Genomic DNA, 17,885 nt, shown 5'->3' with positions numbered 1-17,885 from the left:
GGCTCCGATCGGGCCGGAGATCTTTCCGGCGGATTCCCGGTGGCCGGTGTCTTCGCCCGGGCTGCCGTGGTGTTGGGGCATGTTCATGGGAAAGGAGCCTACAAACATATGTGGGTAATATCTACAATTGATTTGTGGGGCCTACGGCACGTATCGGGGAGCTGTGCCGGAAGCAATCCTGGAACTATGCCCATGGCGATCCTTGGCATTGCCGGAGTCACCTTGAAAATAACGTTATGCGTTCCGATAAAGTGGATCCGCTTTCTTGTTCCGGTTCCCGCAGAAAAGGGCGAGACGCGGAAGCAGATCACCCAAAAAGGCAACCCTCCGCGCGTTCCTCTCGCTCCCTATGGTATCCCGCCATACGTTTCCCGTGGGGCAAAATGCGTGGAATCGGAGGGACTCTCGTATGTCTTCTCATCAGTCGGCCACCGGTGTCCGGGAATCATCCGCCAGCAAGAGATTGGCTACGCCGGATATCCGTTTAAAATCTAAAAACGGGCGAATTCATCTGCATCCTCTTCCGCCTGGGTAGGCGTTTCCGTCTCTTCGGCCGGTATTGAGGGGGCGGTGCGCTGTTCCGCATACGCCGCCGTTGCGGGTCGCTGCATGCCGCCGACAGAGAAGAAGGTCATCGCCTGTTGCAACTGGCTGGCCTGGCTGCTCATTTCCTCGACGTTTGCAGCGGTCCTTTCCGAGATGGCGGTGTTTTCCTGGACCACGACATCGAGGGACTGAATGGCCCTGTTGATTTCGATCGCCCCCTGGTCCTGCTCCTGGCTGGCCGATGTGATTTTCTGGATCAATTCAGCCGTTCTTTTGATCTCGGGAACTATTTTGGCGAGCATGGAACCCGCCTCTTCCGCCACGGCCACGCTGCTGAAAGAAAGATCACTGATCTCTCCGGCGGCCTGTCCGCTGCGTTCGGCCAGTTTGCGCACTTCCGCCGCGACTACGGCAAACCCCTTTCCGTGTTCACCGGCCCGGGCGGCTTCGATGGCGGCATTGAGCGCCAACAGGTTGGTCTGGCGGGCGATCTCTTCGATGATGGATATCTTTTCGGCGATCTGTTTCATGGCATCCGCTGTCCGGGCCACGGCTTCGCCTCCCTTTTCCGCATCGGAAGCCACCGAGAGCGCGATTCTCTCCGTTTCGGTGGCGCTTTCCGCATTCTGCCGGATATTCGCTCCCATCAGTTCCATGGATGAGGATATCTCCTCCACGCTGTTGGCCTGTTCCGAGGATTTTTGGGCCAGATTCAGGGCCGTGTCGGCGAGTTCCTCGGCTCCTTCCGTGATGCTGTGGGAGGAGAGTTGCACGTCGTTGACGGCGGAGCGCATGCGAAGAACCATTTTGTTGAGCGCCTTGACGAGCTTGCCGATCTCGTCGTTCTGGTCGATGGGAATATCCGTCGTCATATCGCCTCCGGCCATCCGGCTGGCAAACGTCAGCCCAAGATTGATGGGACCGGAAATGGTCCTGGAAATCATCACGGCCATCCCCCCGCCCACAACGATGCCGAATATGATCGCCAGGATAATGATCATCAGGTTTCGTTCATAGCTCCCGGTGGCCTGCCCTTTGGCGGCGGCCGCCAATTCAAGGTTGAACTTGATGAGTTCATCGATGAATTCGCGCATTACTTCGAATTTTGTGGCCGCGTCCTTGAGGGTCAGGTCAAGAGCCAGCCTTCGGCCCTCGCGCGTATCGGCAACCCGGCCTTCAACAACCTGTCGCGAGAGAGGTTCCCACTCCTGCATGGCCGCCTTGAACCGCGTGATGAGTGTTTTCTCGTGGTCGGTTGCCGCCAATGGGATGAACTGGTCGACCCGTTCCTTGAACTGCCGCAGGCTGGTATTGTAATCGTCGACCAGCGTTTTGAAGGCCTCCGAATTGGAATTGGTGAAGATCATCGATCGCTCGGCCACGAGCAGCTTTTGCAGATCCCGATCAGCACCGAGCAGCAGGTTGGTGCCGGGAAGATGGATATTGAAGACCTCCAGCAATTCCCCTTCGATGGCGCGCGCGCCCAGGATGCCGACAACTCCGACTCCGATGAGCAGCAGGGCGAGAACACTGTAGATCAGCAGCAGTTTGAAGCCAATTCTGATATCCCTGAGACGCAACATACTCCCTCCTCGAAGCGGGCGGCGGGCAACGGAGTGCCCGCCGGGTGGCCACCTATATCTTGTCCACATCAATACCGAAGGTAATGGCCCCAATGGCTTTTCCCCCGTCAACGACGGGAACGGAGACCTGGACCAGATAGGCCTGCGTGGAGTCGTCGAACTCCACTTCGTCAACGAAGATGGCGCCTGCGCCATTGGAAAAGGATTTTTGGAATTTGGCTTCATCGCCTTGCCAATAATCGGAGGTCTTGTCGGTCATGCCGACATTGGCTCCCTGATTGTCCATGACAAAAATTTCCGCGTAGTAATCCTTGGATTCCTGCAACGTCCGAAGGTGCTTGCCGAGCTCGGAATCCATGAGGGCTTTCATGAAGGGATCAACGCCGGGCGTATTCATCCATTTTTCGTCCATGGCCTGAATTTCGGCCAAGGACATCCCTTTTGCGTTCTGGGCCTTGACCGCTTCCACGATAACCGGGTCGGATCCCAGGGCCGCCAGCTGTCCCTCGGCAAGATCGTACACCTTCCGGGGGGCCTGTTCAGCGGAAGCCATGCCGACCGTCATGACCAAAACAAGTAAAGCGCAACCCAAGATTCTCGTTTTCATCGTTGTCTCCTTTTCGGTTGGTTAATGGATACTCATGGCACGATAGTACATAATTCGGCTGTGATGACAATGAGACTTCGAAAGTTATAACTGGTGGGGCCAAAGCCTCCCGTTGTCAGTGATTAGCAGTAATCCTGGGGGGATATTGCCTGATGCGAAAGGATAGGCATGGATTGCGGAGAGGGCTCGGCTTTGTGGCCCGACAGTCAATTTGAGAAAAACGGCATGCCGTGCGCAATTCGTCGGCGTAGCGCCGTGTGCGGGAACGGGGAGGGCTGTTTCGAATAAATCGGGAGCCTGACAACGGCGAAGACCGTTGCGCTGTGATTTCGGTCTTTCGAGCGGGCGGCGCTGCCGCCGGGGTTCCCGTACTAGCCGTCCAGCATCCCGGCCTTCTTGATGAAGGCTATGATGGCGTCCAGTCCTTCCCGGGTCTTCATGTTGCTGAAGACAAAGGGGTTGCCGCCGCGCTGCGCCTCGGCGTCCCTGGCCATGACGTCGAGGGAGGCGCCGACCAGGGGAGCCAGGTCCGTCTTGTTGATGACCAGCAGGTCCGTGCGGGTGATGCCGGGGCCCCCCTTGCGCGGAATTTTGTCACCGGCCGACACGTCGATGACGTAGATGGTCAGGTCGGCCAGCTCCGGGGAAAAGGAGGCGCTCAGGTTGTCGCCGCCGGACTCCACCATGACCAGTTGCAGGTCCGGGAACTCGGCGCACAATTCCTCGACCGCCGCCAGGTTGGCGGAGGCGTCCTCGCGGATGGCCGTGTGCGGGCATCCGCCCGTTTCCACGCCCCGGATGCGTTCGGGCGGCAGGGCCGCTCGCCGGGTGAGGAATTCGGCGTCCTCCCGGGTGTAGATGTCGTTGGTGACCACGGCGATTTCATAGTCGTCGCGCAGGGCGTGGCAGAGTTGTTCGATGAGGGCGGTCTTGCCGGACCCGACCGGGCCGCCGATTCCGAGGCGTAGGGCTTGCGACATGATTGTATCCTTTGCGTCAGGCGCGCCGTCAGGAGCGGAACAGCCTCGTGCGCTGTGTTTCGTGCAGGGCCGAAGCCATAACCTGGCCCGGGGCGGTGCCGCCCACGGCGTCGTCTTCCAGGCCCAGTGCCTCTTCCACCAGATCGGGTATGCGCTGGGCCGCCCGGGAAAGAATGCGCTGGCCGCCGGTCTGCCCCATGGGGAGCAGCTTGATGGCCGCGGCCACCTGGTTTTCGGCCCAGGCGAAGGCGTAGGCGGCGCAGAGGGCGTCCGCTCCGATGGACCAGCGCGCCCCGGCCAGGCTAAACAGCGCGCCGAAGGTCCGTTTGGGGGATTGAATCCACGCCGCCGCGTCCTCCAGGCCGAGATCGCGCAAAAGGCGGGCCAGGGCCGCCCCGGTCTGGCGTTCCTCGTCGCGCAGTTCGGCGGTCTCCCGCGAGGCCAGGAGGCGGGCGGACCAGTGCTCGATCCGGGGCAGGTCGTCGTCCAGCCAGGCGGCCTGCATGCGGGCCAGGATGGGCAGGTCCAGGCGGGTCAGGCCGTGTTCCATGACCCCGAATATCCAGGCCGACGCGGCGGCTTCGTCCCGCACGCCCATGTCGGCGCCGGTCTCCAACCCCTGGGAATAGGCGAAAGTGCCCACCGGCAGGGCGGGGCTGGCCAGCTGCATGAGCCTGAGCAGTTGCGGCGAAACGTTCACTGGCGTTTCCCCACCGGTTTCGGTTGGCAGCCGAGACGGATCTCCGGCATGTGGTAGGCCCCGGCCTCGGGGTGGAAGGGGGCCATGAGGGCGCCGACCCTGAATCCCATGCCTCGGAGCATGTCGTCCACCACGGGATCGTGGATGTAGCGCACCCTGCCCACGCTGATCTCCAGGGGGACGTGGCGGTTGCCCAGGTGGAAACACGCCTTGGCCATGGCCAGTCCGTCCGGGAACGTCACTTCGGACAGCGGTTCGTCCGTGGCCCTGACCAGGATGCGGGTGCCGTCCTCGGCCAGCAGGGTGTCGCCGTCGCGCAGCACCGTGCCCCGTGGCAGGAACAGCCCGGCCTCCCGGCCGGAGTCCAGGCGGACGAGCTGCCTGGACCGCTCCCGCAGAACGTGCGGGAGGGCCAGGACATCGTCGATTTCGCCGTCTGGGACGGCCATCAGCCGGTCGATCTTCAACATGGCTAAAACAGGAAGTACTTCTGCGCGAGCGGAAGGACCGTCGCCGGTTCGCAGGTCAGCAGCTCGCCGTTGGCGCGCACTTCATAGGTCTGGGGGTCCACCTCGATCAAGGGGGTGAATCCGTTGTGGATCATGTCCTTCTTCTGCACCGCGCGGGAACCGGTCACGGGGGAGAGCCTTTTTTGCAGGCCGTATTTGGCCCCCACGCCCAGATCGAAGGCCGCCCTGGAAACGAAGGTCAGGGAGGTCGCGGCCAGGGCCTGGCCGAAGGCGCCGAACATGGGCCGGTAGTGGACCGGCTGCGGCGTGGGGATGGAGGCGTTGGGGTCGCCCATGGGCGCGGCCACGATGACCCCGCCCTTGATGACCATGTCCGGCTTGGCGCCGAAAAAGGCGGGCTTCCAGAGCACGATGTCGGCCATTTTTCCCGGTTCCAGGGAGCCGACCTCGTGCTGGATGCCGTGGGCCAGGGCCGGGTTGATGGTGTACTTGGCGATGTACCGCTTGGCCCGGAAATTGTCGTTGCGGTCCGAGTCCTCGGCCAGCGGGCCGCGCTGGACCTTCATCTTGTGCGCGGTCTGCCAGGTGCGGGTGATGACCTCGCCCACGCGCCCCATGGCCTGCGAATCCGAGGCGATCATGGAGAACGCCCCGAGGTCGTGCAGGATGTCCTCGGCCGCGATGGTCTCCCGCCGGATGCGCGATTCGGCGAAGGCGATGTCCTCCGGAATGGAGGCGTCCAGGTGGTGGCAGACCATGAGCATGTCCAGGTGCTCGTCGGCCGTGTTCACGGTGTAGGGCCGGGTCGGATTGGTGGAGGAGGGCAGCACGTTCTGCGCGCCGCACGCCTTGATGATGTCCGGGGCGTGGCCGCCGCCCGCGCCCTCGGTGTGGTAGGCGTGGATGGTCCGGCCCTTGAACGCGGCCAGGGTGTTCTCCACGAAGCCGGATTCGTTCAGGGTGTCGGTGTGGATGGCCACCTGGACGTCGTACCGTTCGGCCGCGTCCAGGCAGTTGTCGATGGCCGCCGGGGTGGTGCCCCAGTCCTCGTGCAGCTTGAGGCCCATGGCTCCGGCCTCGATTTGTTCATTGAGCGCACCAGGCAGGGACGCGTTGCCTTTGCCCAGCCAGCCCAGGTTCATGGGCAGCCCTTCGGAGGCCTGGAGCATGCGCATGATGTTCCACGGGCCGGGGGTACAGGTGGTGGCGTTGGTGCCCGCCGCCGGGCCCGTGCCGCCGCCGATCATGGTGGTCACGCCGGACATGAGGGCGTCCTCCACCTGCTGGGGGCAGATGAAATGGATGTGGGAGTCGATGCCGCCTGCCGTGGCGATCAGCCCCTCGCCCGCGATGGCCTCGGTGCCGGGGCCGACCACGATGTCCACCCCGGGCTGCGTATCCGGGTTGCCCGCCTTGCCGATGGCGTGGATGCGGCCGTCCTTCAGCCCGATGTCCGCCTTGACGATGCCCCAGTGGTCGAGGATCAGGGCGTTGGTGATGACGCAGTCCACGGCCACGTCGTTGGTCGCCTGGGACTGGCCCATGCCGTCGCGCAGGACCTTGCCGCCGCCGAACTTGACCTCCTCGCCGTAGACGGCGTGGTCCTTTTCCACTTCGATGATCAGGTCGGTGTCGCCCAGCCGGACGCGATCGCCGACCGTGGGGCCGAACATGTCTCCGTAGGTCTTTCTGTCGATGGTTCTCATGCCGTTCCCCTAGTCCAGTTTGCCCATGGTTTTGGCGTTGAATCCGTAGACTTCCCGTTTGCCCGCCAGGGCCACCAGTTCCACGTCGCGGGACTGGCCCGGCTCGAAGCGGACGGCCGTGCCCGCCGGGATGTTCAGCCTGAATCCCCGCGCCTTTTCGCGGTCAAAGGACAGGGCCTCGTTGGTCTCGGAAAAATGGTAGTGCGAGCCGACCTGGATGGGCCGGTCGCCGGTGTTGGCCACGGTCACGGTGACGGTTTCTCGGTCGGCGTTCAATTCGATGCCGCCCTCGGCGTAGAGGATCTCTCCGGGTATCATGGCTCTCCCTCACTGGATGGGGTTGTGGACGGTGACCAGCTTGGTGCCGTCGGGGAAGGTGGCCTCCACCTGGACCTCGTGGATCATTTCGGGGATGCCCTCCATGACGTCGTCGCGGGTCAGCAGAGTGGTCCCGTAGTCCATGAGCTCGGCCACGGCCCGGCCTTCGCGCGCGCCTTCCAAAATGGCCGACGCGATGTAGGCCATGGATTCCGGGTAGTTCAGCTTCAGGCCCCGCTCCTTGCGCTGCGCGGCCAGCATCCCGGCGCAGAAGATCAGCAGCTTGTCCTTTTCTCTCGGTGTGAGCTTCATCGAAAACTCCTTGAATGACTATGTGTTCCAGACCCTGGGGGGGCAGGCCGCCCGCCCGAGCCGTTCCATTCGCATCGTGCCCCAGGCCGCGGCCAGCAGATCGCGAACCCTGAAGGCGTTGTCGCCCATGACCCGGCAGACGGTCAGTCCGTCCATTTGGGTCAGGGAAAATCGTTCCGTCGCCGCGAGCTCGTCCGCCCGCCCGCGTATCCTCTCGGCCAGGTCCCGGCCGTCCACTGTCCCGATCAGGGTGCCGAACACCGTGAAGCCGTCCAGGCCCCACTGTTCGGTCAGCAGCGCCGAGCCGCCCTGGTACCGGGCGCGTTCGAGCAGCACCGGCCCGCCGTCCCGGTGGACCTCGAACGACTGGATGAACCGGCCGCTATCAAAAGGCGCGCCCGAGGCGGGCAGGCCGAGGCAGACCACCTCCCATCCGAAAAAGCAGGCGTCGCCGGCAAGGTCCACCCGGGTGTCCAGCCGGGCGTCGGCCCCGGGATAGACGATGGTCTCCAGCGGGAGCCAGTCCAGGGTCCCGCCCGCGTCCACGCGAAGGCGCTGTTCCTGGACCGCCAGGGGCCCGGCGGAACGGTAGAACTTGCCCGCGGCGGGCGTGGTCACCAGCCCGTGGGCGTCCGTCCTCGCCCGGACGTCGAAACGCAGCCTGTCCCCGCCGACCACGCCCCCCGGGGGGTGCAGGGCGTAGACGTGGCAGACCGCGTCGCCCTCCGGGTAGAAAGGGCGCTGCAGGGTCAGGGGCCCGGTGTGGCGGCGGGAAAGGATGGTCCGGCCGTGGGAAAGGGAGAAGTCGATGCCGAGTTCCGCTTTCCAGCCGGAGTCCGTGTCCAGGGCCCCGCGCGGTGTCAGTTCCAGTCCGCTCATGCTAGACGGTAAGATACTCGCTGATGAGCGTGTCGTCCAATGCGTCCATCCGGCCTTCGGCCACGGTGTGCCCCCGGTCCATGATGTAGAACTGGCGGCCCACCTTGCGGGCGAATTTCAATTTCTGCTCGACCAGCAGCACGGTCAGCCCCTTCTCGTCGTTCAGCCGGATGATGATGTCGCCGATCAGCTGCACGATGTTGGGCTGGATGCCCTCGGTGGGCTCGTCCAGGATGAGCATGTGCGGGTCCGAGGCCAGGGCGCGGCCGATGGCCAGCTGCTGCTGTTGCCCGCCGGACAGGTCGCCGCCCTTGCGGTGGAGCATTTCCTTGAGCACCGGAAAGAACTCGTAGATATCTTCGGGGATGACCTTGCTTCCGTCCCGGCGGCCGGTCAGCCCTACGCGCAGGTTCTCCTCCACGGTCAGGCCGGGGAAGATCTCCCTGCCCTGGGGGACGTAGCCGATGCCCTTGCGGGCCCGCGCGGCGGCCGGGTCCCGGGCCAGGTCCTCGCCGTCGAGTTCTATGGAGCCGCTGCGGATGGGGATCAGTCCCATGACCGATTTGAGCAGGGTGGTCTTGCCCACGCCGTTGCGGCCCATGAGGCAGACGCACGAGCCCTTGTCGATATGCAGGTTCACGTCCCGCAGGATGTGGCTGCCTCCGTAGTATTGATTCAGTCCGGTTACCGTGAACATGCTATTCTCCGAGGTAGACTTCGACGACCTTGGGGTCGTTCTGCACAAAATCCATGCTGCCTTCGGCCAGGACGCTGCCTTCGTGCAGGACCGTGACCCGTTCGGCGATGGCCCGGACGAACTCCATGTCGTGCTCGATGACCACCACGGTATGCTCGCCCTTGAGGGAGTTGAGCAGCCGGATGGAGTTCTCCAGCTCCTGGGGCGTCATGCCCGCGGCCGGTTCGTCCAGGAGCAGCAGTCGCGGGGACTGCATGAGCAGCATGCCGATCTCCAGCCACTGCTTCTGCCCGTGGGACAGCAGACCGGCCTCCATGTGGGCCACGTTCCGGGCCCCGATGATCTCCAGGACCTCTTCTATGCGCTCCTTCTGTTCGCCGGAGAGTTTCCAGAACAGGCTGGAAAGCAGCCCCTTGTCCGCCTTGAGGGCCAGCTCCAGGTTCTCGAACAGGGTCAGCCGCTCGAAGACCGTCGGGGTCTGGAATTTCCGCCCGACCCCGGCGCGGGCCACCTCGGGCTCGCTGAGCCGGGTCAGCTCCAGGTCGGAGCCGAAGAACACGGTCCCCTCGTCCGGGCGCGTCTTGCCGGTGATGATGTCCAGCATGGTGGTCTTGCCCGCGCCGTTGGGGCCGATGATGCAGTGCAGGGAGCCGTCGTCGATGGCCATGGAGAGCTTGTTCAGGGCCTTGAAGCCGTCGAAGCTGACGGTCACGTCGTTGACGTGCAGGATGATCCCCTGGCTGACGTTCACGGGCGGCATCTTGTTCCCTTCCGTTTGAGTGCGTTGCGTTTTCATTGCCTAGCCCTCGTCCTTGGTGGTCTTGGCCTGCGTGGCCGGGGAGGCCGATCCGTGCTTGGAGGCCAGACGTCTGCGTAGCACCCGGAGCTGGTTGGCGATGCCGACGATGCCCCGGGGCAGGAAGAGGGTGGTGCCGATGAACAGCGCGCCCAGGAAGTAGAGCCAGTAGTCGGGCGCGGCCGCCGTGAACCAGCTCTTGGCGCCGTTGACGATGCCCGTTCCGAGCAGGGCGCCCATCAGGGACCCCCGGCCGCCCACGGCGACCCAGATGACCATCTCGATGGAGTTGGCCGGGGCCATCTCGCTGGGATTGATGATGCCCACCTGGGGCACGTACAGGGCCCCGGCGATGCCGCACATGACAGCGGACAGGGTCCAGACGAAGAGCTTGTACTGCAGCGGGGAGTACCCGGAGAACATGACCCGGGATTCGGCGTCGCGGATGGCCGTGAGCACTCTGCCCAGCTTGGAGCTGGTGATGTAGCGGCAGACCAGGAAGCCGAGCAGGACCGCGGCCACGCTGATCATGTACAGGCCGAGCTTGGTGGACGGTTCCAGCAGCGAGAAGCCGAGCAGGGTCTTGAAGTCGGTCAGCCCGTTGTTGCCGCCGAAACCGGTGTTGTTGCGAAAGAACAGCAGCATCATGGCGTAGGTCAGGGCCTGGGTGATGATGGACAGGTACACGCCCTTGATCCGCGAGCGGAAGGCGAAGAAGCCGAAGATGAAGGCGAACACGCCGGGCACCAGCACGACCATGAGCATGGCGAACCAGAAGTGGTCGAAGCCGAGCCAGAACCAGGGCAGTTCCTTCCAGTCCAGAAAGACCATGAAGTCCGGTAGGTTGGATTTGTAGACGCCCATGCCGGCCATGGCCCGCATGAGGTACATGCCCATGGCGTAGCCGCCCAGGGCGAAGAAGACGCCGTGGCCCAGGCTGAGGATGCCGGTGAAGCCCCAGATCAGGTCGATGGCCAGGGCGCAGAGCGCGTAGCACAGGAACTTGCCCAGCAACTGGATGATGTAGTCCGGGACGTGCAGCAGCGATTGTTCCGGGACGTACAGGTTCAGGATGGGGATGACCGCCAGGAACAGCAGGGCCGCGGCCAGGGTGCCGAGCCAGGCACGTTTTGATTGGATGTTGGCGAGGCTGCTCATGTCAGTCCTCCATCATGCGGCCCTTGAGGGCGAAGATGCCCTGCGGCCGCTTTTGAATGAACAGGATGACCAGCGCCAGCATCAGGATCTTGCCCAGCACGGCCCCGGTGAAGGGCTCGAGGATCTTGTTGACCACGCCGAGGCTGAGGGAGCCGACCACGGTGCCCGCGAGCTTGCCCACGCCGCCGAGGACCACGACCAGGAAGGAGTCCACGATGTAGGACTGGCCGAGTTCCGGGCCGACGTTGCCGACCTGGGTCAGGGCCAGACCGCCGAGCCCGGCGATGCCGGAGCCCAGGCCGAAGGTCCACATGTCGATCTTGGAGGCGTAGATGCCCATGGCCGAGGCGGTGGAGCGGTTCTGGGTCACGGCCCTGACCTGGAGCCCCAGCGGGGTCTTGTTGAGCAGGAACCAGACCAGGCCCACGACGAGGATGACGAAGATGATGATGGCCAGCCGGTTGTAGGTGATCATCAGCCCCTCGGCGAGTTGGAAGCCGCCGGACAGCCAGTCCGGGTTGCGTACCTCGACGTTTTGCGCGCCGAAGATGAGGCGCACGGTCTGGATCAGTCCGAGGCTGATGCCCCAGGTGGCCAGCAGGGTCTCCAGCGGCCGCCCGTAGAGATAGCGGATGACGGCCCGTTCCAGGAGCATGCCCACCGCGCAGGGGATCATGAAGGCCAGGGGGATGGCCACGATGAGATATCCCCCGGTCATGCCGGGCAGATAGCGGAGGAAGAATTCCTGCACCATGTAGGTGGAGTAGGCCCCGAGCATGAGCATCTCGCCGTGGGCCATGTTGATGACCCCCATGAGGCCGAAGGTGATGGCCAGGCCCAGGGCGGCCAGCAGGAGCACGCTGCCCAGGCTGATGCCGTAGAACAGGTCTCGCCCGGCGCGGACCATGATCATCTTTCGCTCCAGGGTGGTGGTCGCGTCCAGGGCCGCCTTGAGGACGTCCCGGTCCTTTTCCACGTATTCGCCGTTCTCGTCCTTTTCGGTAAAGGGCGTGAGCTTGCTCATGAGCAGCTGGTTGCCGGAGTCGCCGATGGCCTCGATGGCCTTGAGCCTGCGCGCCTTGTCCGGGCTGTGCAGGGTGGTCAGGGCCAGTGCGACCCGCAGGGCCTCCTTGACGTCGGCGTCCTTTTCCCGGGAAAGGGCCGTGCGGATGGCGTCCTCGGCCTCGGGGCTGGCCTTGTCCGCCAGTTGGGAGGCCGCGAGCAGCCGTTTTTCGCGGTCGGGCGAGGTCAGCTGGAAGGCGGCGATGGCCGGTTTGAGGTCCCGGCGAACCTTGTTGTTGATGCGCGGCGTGTCCAGGGATTCCAGGTCGCCCGTAAAGGGGGCGCCGTCCTCGGCGTAGTAGGGCTCGCCGGATTCAGGCTCGATGACGGCCCTGTCGCCGTCCCGGTGGAGGCGGCCGTCCTGCAGGGCCTCGAGGGCGGCCAGGGCGTCGGGGTTGCCGATGGCCTGCAGCGACTCGATGGCCTGGGAAATCTTGCTCCGGCTGCTGGCGGCGAGGTCGTTCACGGCTCCGGCGTAGTCGGCGGCCGCCCGGACCGGGCCCGCCGACAGCAGGAGCATGGCGGCCAGGACGGTGAGAACGATGGAAAAACGTTTCATGGGGATGGCTCGATATGAGGAGGGAGCGCCCGGCCCGGGCCGGGCGCTCCGTTGGTTACGTGGTGGCTAGTCGGAGTACTTGGGGCTGGTGCAGTTGCCGCAGACGTTGGGGTAGGTCCAGTCGGCGACCTTCTTGGCGGAGTCGGGCAGATACTTGCTCCAGGCCTGGGCGCGGATGGGGCCGTCGGTCTGCCAGACGATGTCGAACTGGCCTTCCTCGTTGACCTCGCCGATGACGACCGGCTTGTGCAGGTGATGGTTCTTCGGGTCCATGGTGATGGTGTAGCCGGACGGGGACTTGACCGCCTGGTTGCCCATGGCCTGGCGCACGGCGTCCACGTCGGTGGTGCCGGCCTGGAGCACGGCCTGGGACCACATCTTGATGCCGATGTAGGTGGCTTCCATGGGGTCGTTGGTCACGCGCTTGTCACCGCCGGGCAGGTTGTTCTTCTTGACGTAGTCCTTCCATTTCTTGACGAATTCCTTGTTGGTCGGGTTGTCCATGGACATGAAGTAGTTCCATGCGGCCAGGTGGCCGACCAGCGGCTTGGTGTCGATGCCGCGCAGTTCCTCCTCACCCACGGAGAAGGCCACGCAGGGGATGTCCTCGGCCTTGATGCCCTGGTTGGCCAGTTCCTTGTAGAAGGGCACGTTGGAATCGCCGTTGATGGTGGAAATGATGCAGGTGGGTTTGGCGGCGGCGAATTTTTTGATGTCGGCGATGATGGTCTGGTAGTCGCTGTGCCCGAACGGGGTGTACTTCTCCAGGATGTCCTCGTCCTTCACGCCCTTGGAGTGCAGGAAGGCGCGCAGAATCTTGTTGGTGGTCCGGGGGTAGACGTAGTCGGTGCCCAGCAGCACGAAGCGCTTGGCCGCGCCGCCGTCCTCGCTCATCAGGTATTCCACCGCGGGGATGGCCTGCTGGTTCGGGGCCGCGCCGGTATAGAAGACGTTGTAGGAACATTCCTCACCCTCGTACTGGACGGGGTAGAAGAGCAGGCCGTTGAGTTCCTCGAAGACCGGCAGGACGGACTTGCGGGACACGGAGGTCCAGCAGCCGAAGACCACGGCTACCTTGTCCTTTTCGATCAGTTCGCGCGCCTTTTCCGCGAACAGGGGCCAGTTGGAGGCCGGGTCCACGACCACGGGCTCGAGCTTCTTGCCCAGCAGGCCGCCCTTGGCGTTGATTTCGTCGATGGTCATCAGGGCCACGTCCTTGAGCGAAGTCTCGCTGATGGCCATGGTGCCGGACAGGGAGTGCAGGATGCCGACCTTGATGGTGTCGGCCGCGTTGGCCGCACCGGCAAAGGCGGTGAGTGCTAAGGCGAAGCTGAGAATCAGGGACAACAGACGTTTTTTCATGGGAACAATCTCCTCTACTGGGACATTAGATGATTGATGCAGTTTCTCTCGATGGTCCCCGTTGCGTTTCTCCGGGGAATATGAACCTGTTATCAATTGTTATGCCAAACATGTGTTTGGACCCTTGAGAAAACGGGAAGTGAGGAATGGCGCATTCTTATGCGCCCCTTGCCGGAAAGAGGCCGGGCGGGGGGCAGCCATGAATCCGCTTTTCTTTTCATTTTCGACACATTTGAGGGTCAATATGTGACAAAAGAGTTAATCTCTGTGTCTTATTGCTTCAAGATTACGGCGGTTTTAGACGGTTATTGTTACTATCTACTGTTTTGTAGCCGGCGAAACCGCCGGGAGACGTTCCCTGCCGCGGTTTCGCGGCAGGGAACGTCCGGTTTAGAGTATCGCTTCGTACAGGGCGCGGATCTGCTCCACGGTGGGAATCCGGCAGTTCAGGGCCGTGGAGCCGCTGGCATGCGCGTCCTCGGCCAACCGGCCGAGGTCCTTTTCGCTCACGCCCCAGTCCGACAGCCTGGCGGGCAGGCCGGTTTCCTCGAATATGGCCTGGAGGGCGTTCACGGCGGCCATTCCGGCCTCGCGGGAACCGAGGCCCTCGATGTTTTCGCCCAGGGCTTCGGCCAGACGGGCGAACCGTTCGGGCGCGGCCGGACGGTTGAACTCCATGACCGTGGCCAGGAGCATGGCGTTGGCCTTGCCGTGCGGGATGCCGAAGTGCGCTCCCAGGGGGCGCGACATGGAGTGGACCAGGCAGGTGGAGGCGTTGCCGAAGGCGTAGCCCGCCTCCATCTGGCCCAGGAGCATCTTTTCCCGCGCTTCGGCGTTCTTGCCGTTGAGCGTGGCCGGGATCAGCGCTTCCGCGATGAGCCGGATTGCGGCCAGGGCGTGGATGTCCGTCAGCGGGGTGGCCAAAGAGGAGAGGTACGCTTCCACCGCGTGGGTCAGGGCATCCATGCCCGTGGCCGCTGTGAAGTCCGGCGGCACGGAATAGGTCAGTTCCGGGTCCAGAATGGCCACCGTGGGGATCAGGGTCGGTCCCTGGAGGACCATTTTGACCTTGCGTTCGGTGTCGGTGATGATCGAGATGCGGGTGATCTCGCTGCCGGTCCCGGCCGTAGTCGGGATGGCGATGATCGGCGGGCCCTGTCTCTCGGGCTGCCTGAATTCGAAGTCGCCGACCGGGGCGTTGTTGCCCAGGACCACGGAGATGCCTTTGGCCGCGTCCATGGGGCTGCCTCCACCCAGGGCCACGATCACGTCGCACCCTTCCTTTCTGGCGATGATCGCGCCGTTCTCGACGGTGAGCATGTCCGGGTCGGACGGCACCTGGTCGAAGACGACCGGGGTCACGCCCGCGCCCTCCAGGGACTTGGCGACCGCGTCCAGCGCACCGGATTTCCGGGACGAGCCGCGTCCGGTCACGATCAGGGCCCGGCTCCCGAAACGGGCGGACTCGGGGCCCGCCTGGGCCACGGCGCCCGGTCCGGACACGATCCGGGAAGGGGATTGGAAGTAGGTTACGCTCATTGTTCCTCCCTTAAACGTCCAGGATGACTTTTTCCGCTTCGGTCAGGCATTCGTCCATGAGGGCGATGGCGTCGCGAAGCTGTTCCTCGGTGATGATCACGGGCGGGGTCAGGAAGATGTAGTTCCAGCGCACGAAGACGGACAGTCCCTTTTCGTCGAAGCGCCTGGATATCTCGGCCATGAGGCCCGGCGCTCCGTTCCACGGGGAGAGCGGCTCGCGGGTCTCGCGGTCCTTGACCATCTCCATGACGCTGAACAGGCCGATGGAACGGACGTCGCCGACCAGGGGATGTTTGGCCTTGAGCCCCTCCAGCAGTTCGGCCTGGACCGGAGCGAGCCTGGCCGCGTTGTCGATGTGCCCTTCCTCCTCATAGGCGTCCAGGCAGGCCAGGGCCGCGGCGCAGGATACCGGGTGGCCGGAATAGGTCAGGCCGCAATAGAGCATGGCGTCGTCAAAGAAGTCGGCGATCTTTTTTTGGACCGCGACCACGCCCAGCGGGACGTAGCCTGAGTTGACGCCCTTGGCCATGGTGACGATGTCCGGCACGATGTCGAAGTTCTGGAATCCAAACCACTTGCCCGTACGCCCGAAGCCGGTCATGACCTCGTCGCAGATGAGCAGGATGCCGAACTCGTCACAGATCTCGCGCACCCGTTCCATGTACCCCTTGGGCGGCACCAGGATGCCGTTGGAACCGGTCACGGATTCCATCATCACGGCGGCCACGGTCTCCGGGGTCTCGTATTGGATGATTTCCCGGATGTGCTCCGCGCACTGCATGCCGCAGGATTCCGGCTTCTGGCCGAAAGTGCAGCGGTAGCAATAGGGATCGAAACAGTGGATCACGCCGGGCATGGCCGGTTCCACCGGAGGCCTGCGCGGGTCCCCGGTCAGGGCGATGGCCCCGTAGGTGGCCCCGTGGTAGGAACGGAAGCGGGTGATGATCTTGTTCTTGCCGGTGAAGGCGCGGGCGATCTTGATGGCGTTTTCGTTGGAGTCCGCGCCGCCCAGGGTGAAGAAGCACTTGCCGAATTCCTCGGGCAGCAGCTCTATGATCCGCTTGGCCAGCTTGCCGCGCATCTCCTCGGCGAACTGCGGGGCCACGTAGCTCAGCTTGTCCGCCTGGTCCTTGATGGCCTGGACCACCTTGGGGTGCTGGTGCCCGATGTTCAGGTTCACCAGCTGCGCGCCCAGGTCGTAGTAGCGCTTGCCGTTTTCGTCCCAGAAGAACACGCCGTCGCCCCTGGTGATCACCTTGGGGGAAAGTTTGCCCTGGACCGACCAGGAGTGGAGGACATAGGACCGGTCGTTATCATATGCTTCAGACATTCGGGTCTCCTACCTTTTTGTTTGATTTGCGTCCGGCCGCCATTAGAATCGGTTATTGCCGGGCGCATGCGTACCTGCTGCAAGGGGCACGCCTGCCCGGCGGAGGGGGATGGGCCGCGTGTTTGTCGGAAGTGCGATTAATATTCTGAGATAATTGTAATTTTATATCAGAAGGTTCCGCTCAGCCACCGCGTTTTTCGGGGCTGGCCGGGGTTGCCGGGGGGGTGCCGATAATATGCCCTAATGTCTTGATCGGCCCGCTTGATGTCTGGGCATCGGTATTTGCGGAAAACCGCAACATCCTGTCGATGTTTGACATTAATGTCAGCGGGCGTCGCGGGCGAAGGATGGGTTGGACGAAGGGCGGGCTAGAAGCGCATACGCTCTTTGAACACGGCGGATTCATGGACGATCCACTCGTAGAAGCGCTGGATGGCGATGCGTTTGAGCGAGGACTTCGGGCAGGCCACGTAGAAGCCGTCCTCGAAGATCACATGGTCGAACAGCCGGACCAGGCTGCCGTTCTCGAGTTCGTCCGCCACCAGGGAGAAGCGGGTCAGGGCCACGCCCTGTCCGGTGATGGCGCTTTGGCTGACCATGTAGGCGGTGCTGAAGGAGAGCCCCTGCCCGTACTTGGGCGGGCTCATGCCCAGACGGGCGAACCAGTCGTCCCAGTTGGTGCTGTATATGCCGTGGGGAACGGAGTCGTGCATCAGGTGCTTGCCCTCGAGGTCGGCCGGGGTCTTGATGGGGTGCTCCTCGAGGAAGGACGGCGCGCAGACCGGGATGATCGCGTCGTTGAACATGAAGGTCTGGTCCCATTCGGGATGGTCCGTCTTGCCGTAGATGATGGCCACGTCCACGGAGTCGTTGAGAAAATCGGGCAGGGCTATCTCGGCCTCCACCCGGAAGCTGAGTTCCGGGGCGAACTCGCGGAACTGCTTGACCCTGGGCATGAGCCAGCGCATGGCGATGGAGGGCAGGGTGCGCACGGTCATGACTTCGCGCGGACTGGAATCGTCCAGTTCCCGCAGGGTGTGCTCGATGCGCCCCAGTCCGTCGCGGACCGCGTTCAGCAGCCGTTCCCCCTTGCCCGTCAGGGTCAATCCCCGGGCCTGGCGGTGGAAAAGCTTGAAGCCGACGGCCTCTTCCAGCCTGGCGATCTGCTGGCTCATGGCGCTCTGGGAAATGCCCATTTCCCGCGCAGCCCTGGTGAAGTTGAGGTGCTTGGCCGCGATGGCGAAGAACCTGAGGCTGTCGAGGTTGGGCAGTTGCTTCATG

Annotated in this window: 17 protein-coding genes; all 17 read right to left on the bottom strand. The window is 63.6% G+C overall.

Annotated features, from left to right (window positions below; translation table 11 throughout):
• Window positions 1-491: 491 nt before the first annotated feature.
• The 17 genes from BerOc1_RS04715 to BerOc1_RS04635 all read right to left on the bottom strand — a co-directional run bounded on the left by BerOc1_RS04715 (window position 492) and on the right by BerOc1_RS04635 (window position 17,884).
• Window positions 492-2,129, bottom strand: coding sequence for a methyl-accepting chemotaxis protein (locus BerOc1_RS04715; RefSeq protein WP_071544591.1), 1,638 nt, complete (start codon window positions 2,127-2,129; stop codon window positions 492-494).
• A gap of 52 nt (window positions 2,130-2,181) precedes the next feature.
• On the bottom strand, window positions 2,182-2,736 hold the full coding sequence (locus BerOc1_RS04710; RefSeq protein WP_071544590.1) for a cache domain-containing protein: 555 nt from the start codon (window positions 2,734-2,736) through the stop codon (window positions 2,182-2,184).
• Window positions 2,737-3,107: 371 nt separating this feature from the next.
• Window positions 3,108-3,716 (bottom strand): urease accessory protein UreG, encoded by a 609-nt coding sequence (ureG, locus tag BerOc1_RS04705; RefSeq protein WP_084641092.1) that lies wholly within the window; start codon window positions 3,714-3,716, stop codon window positions 3,108-3,110.
• 28 nt (window positions 3,717-3,744) lie between these two features.
• Window positions 3,745-4,416 carry an urease accessory protein UreF gene (locus BerOc1_RS04700; protein WP_129586484.1) on the bottom strand — a complete coding sequence of 224 codons (672 nt, stop codon included), beginning with the start codon at window positions 4,414-4,416 and terminating at the stop codon, window positions 3,745-3,747.
• Window positions 4,413-4,886 (bottom strand): urease accessory protein UreE, encoded by a 474-nt coding sequence (gene ureE / locus BerOc1_RS04695; protein WP_071544588.1) that lies wholly within the window; start codon window positions 4,884-4,886, stop codon window positions 4,413-4,415. The genes BerOc1_RS04700 and ureE overlap by 4 nt, the downstream gene beginning before the upstream one ends.
• A 2-nt stretch (window positions 4,887-4,888) precedes the next feature.
• On the bottom strand, window positions 4,889-6,592 hold the full coding sequence (ureC, locus tag BerOc1_RS04690; RefSeq protein WP_071544587.1) for an urease subunit alpha: 1,704 nt from the start codon (window positions 6,590-6,592) through the stop codon (window positions 4,889-4,891).
• A gap of 9 nt (window positions 6,593-6,601) precedes the next feature.
• Window positions 6,602-6,910, bottom strand: a complete 309-nt coding sequence (locus BerOc1_RS04685; protein WP_071544586.1) for an urease subunit beta — start codon at window positions 6,908-6,910, stop codon at window positions 6,602-6,604.
• A gap of 9 nt (window positions 6,911-6,919) precedes the next feature.
• Window positions 6,920-7,222 (bottom strand): urease subunit gamma, encoded by a 303-nt coding sequence (gene ureA / locus BerOc1_RS04680; protein ID WP_071544585.1) that lies wholly within the window; start codon window positions 7,220-7,222, stop codon window positions 6,920-6,922.
• Between the two features lie 18 nt (window positions 7,223-7,240).
• Window positions 7,241-8,101 carry an urease accessory protein UreD gene (locus tag BerOc1_RS04675; RefSeq protein ID WP_071544584.1) on the bottom strand — a complete coding sequence of 287 codons (861 nt, stop codon included), beginning with the start codon at window positions 8,099-8,101 and terminating at the stop codon, window positions 7,241-7,243.
• Window position 8,102: 1 nt separating this feature from the next.
• Window positions 8,103-8,798: an urea ABC transporter ATP-binding subunit UrtE gene (gene urtE / locus BerOc1_RS04670; RefSeq protein WP_071544583.1), complete on the bottom strand. Its 696-nt coding sequence runs from the start codon at window positions 8,796-8,798 to the stop codon at window positions 8,103-8,105.
• 1 nt (window position 8,799) lies between these two features.
• Complete coding sequence (gene urtD, locus BerOc1_RS04665) at window positions 8,800-9,594, bottom strand: urea ABC transporter ATP-binding protein UrtD (RefSeq protein ID WP_071544582.1); 795 nt, start codon at window positions 9,592-9,594, stop codon at window positions 8,800-8,802.
• Window positions 9,595-9,597: 3 nt separating this feature from the next.
• Entirely contained in the window at window positions 9,598-10,752 is a 1,155-nt protein-coding gene (gene urtC, locus BerOc1_RS04660; RefSeq protein ID WP_071544581.1) for an urea ABC transporter permease subunit UrtC, read from the bottom strand.
• 1 nt (window position 10,753) lies between these two features.
• On the bottom strand, window positions 10,754-12,373 hold the full coding sequence (gene urtB / locus BerOc1_RS04655) for an urea ABC transporter permease subunit UrtB (RefSeq protein WP_071544580.1): 1,620 nt from the start codon (window positions 12,371-12,373) through the stop codon (window positions 10,754-10,756).
• Window positions 12,374-12,439: 66 nt separating this feature from the next.
• Window positions 12,440-13,735, bottom strand: a complete 1,296-nt coding sequence (gene urtA, locus BerOc1_RS04650; RefSeq protein ID WP_071544579.1) for an urea ABC transporter substrate-binding protein — start codon at window positions 13,733-13,735, stop codon at window positions 12,440-12,442.
• Between the two features lie 390 nt (window positions 13,736-14,125).
• Window positions 14,126-15,274, bottom strand: a complete 1,149-nt coding sequence (locus BerOc1_RS04645; protein WP_071544578.1) for an iron-containing alcohol dehydrogenase — start codon at window positions 15,272-15,274, stop codon at window positions 14,126-14,128.
• A 10-nt stretch (window positions 15,275-15,284) separates the two neighbouring features.
• Window positions 15,285-16,604: an aminotransferase class III-fold pyridoxal phosphate-dependent enzyme gene (locus tag BerOc1_RS04640; RefSeq protein WP_071544577.1), complete on the bottom strand. Its 1,320-nt coding sequence runs from the start codon at window positions 16,602-16,604 to the stop codon at window positions 15,285-15,287.
• A 368-nt stretch (window positions 16,605-16,972) separates the two neighbouring features.
• A complete protein-coding gene (locus tag BerOc1_RS04635; RefSeq protein WP_071544576.1) occupies window positions 16,973-17,884 on the bottom strand; it encodes a LysR substrate-binding domain-containing protein in 912 nt (303 codons plus the stop codon).
• Window position 17,885: the final 1 nt, after the last annotated feature.

It is taken from the genome of Pseudodesulfovibrio hydrargyri (assembly GCF_001874525.1).
Taxonomy (GTDB): Bacteria; Desulfobacterota; Desulfovibrionia; order Desulfovibrionales; family Desulfovibrionaceae; genus Pseudodesulfovibrio; species Pseudodesulfovibrio hydrargyri.
This window is presented reverse-complemented; position numbering and strand designations above follow the sequence as displayed.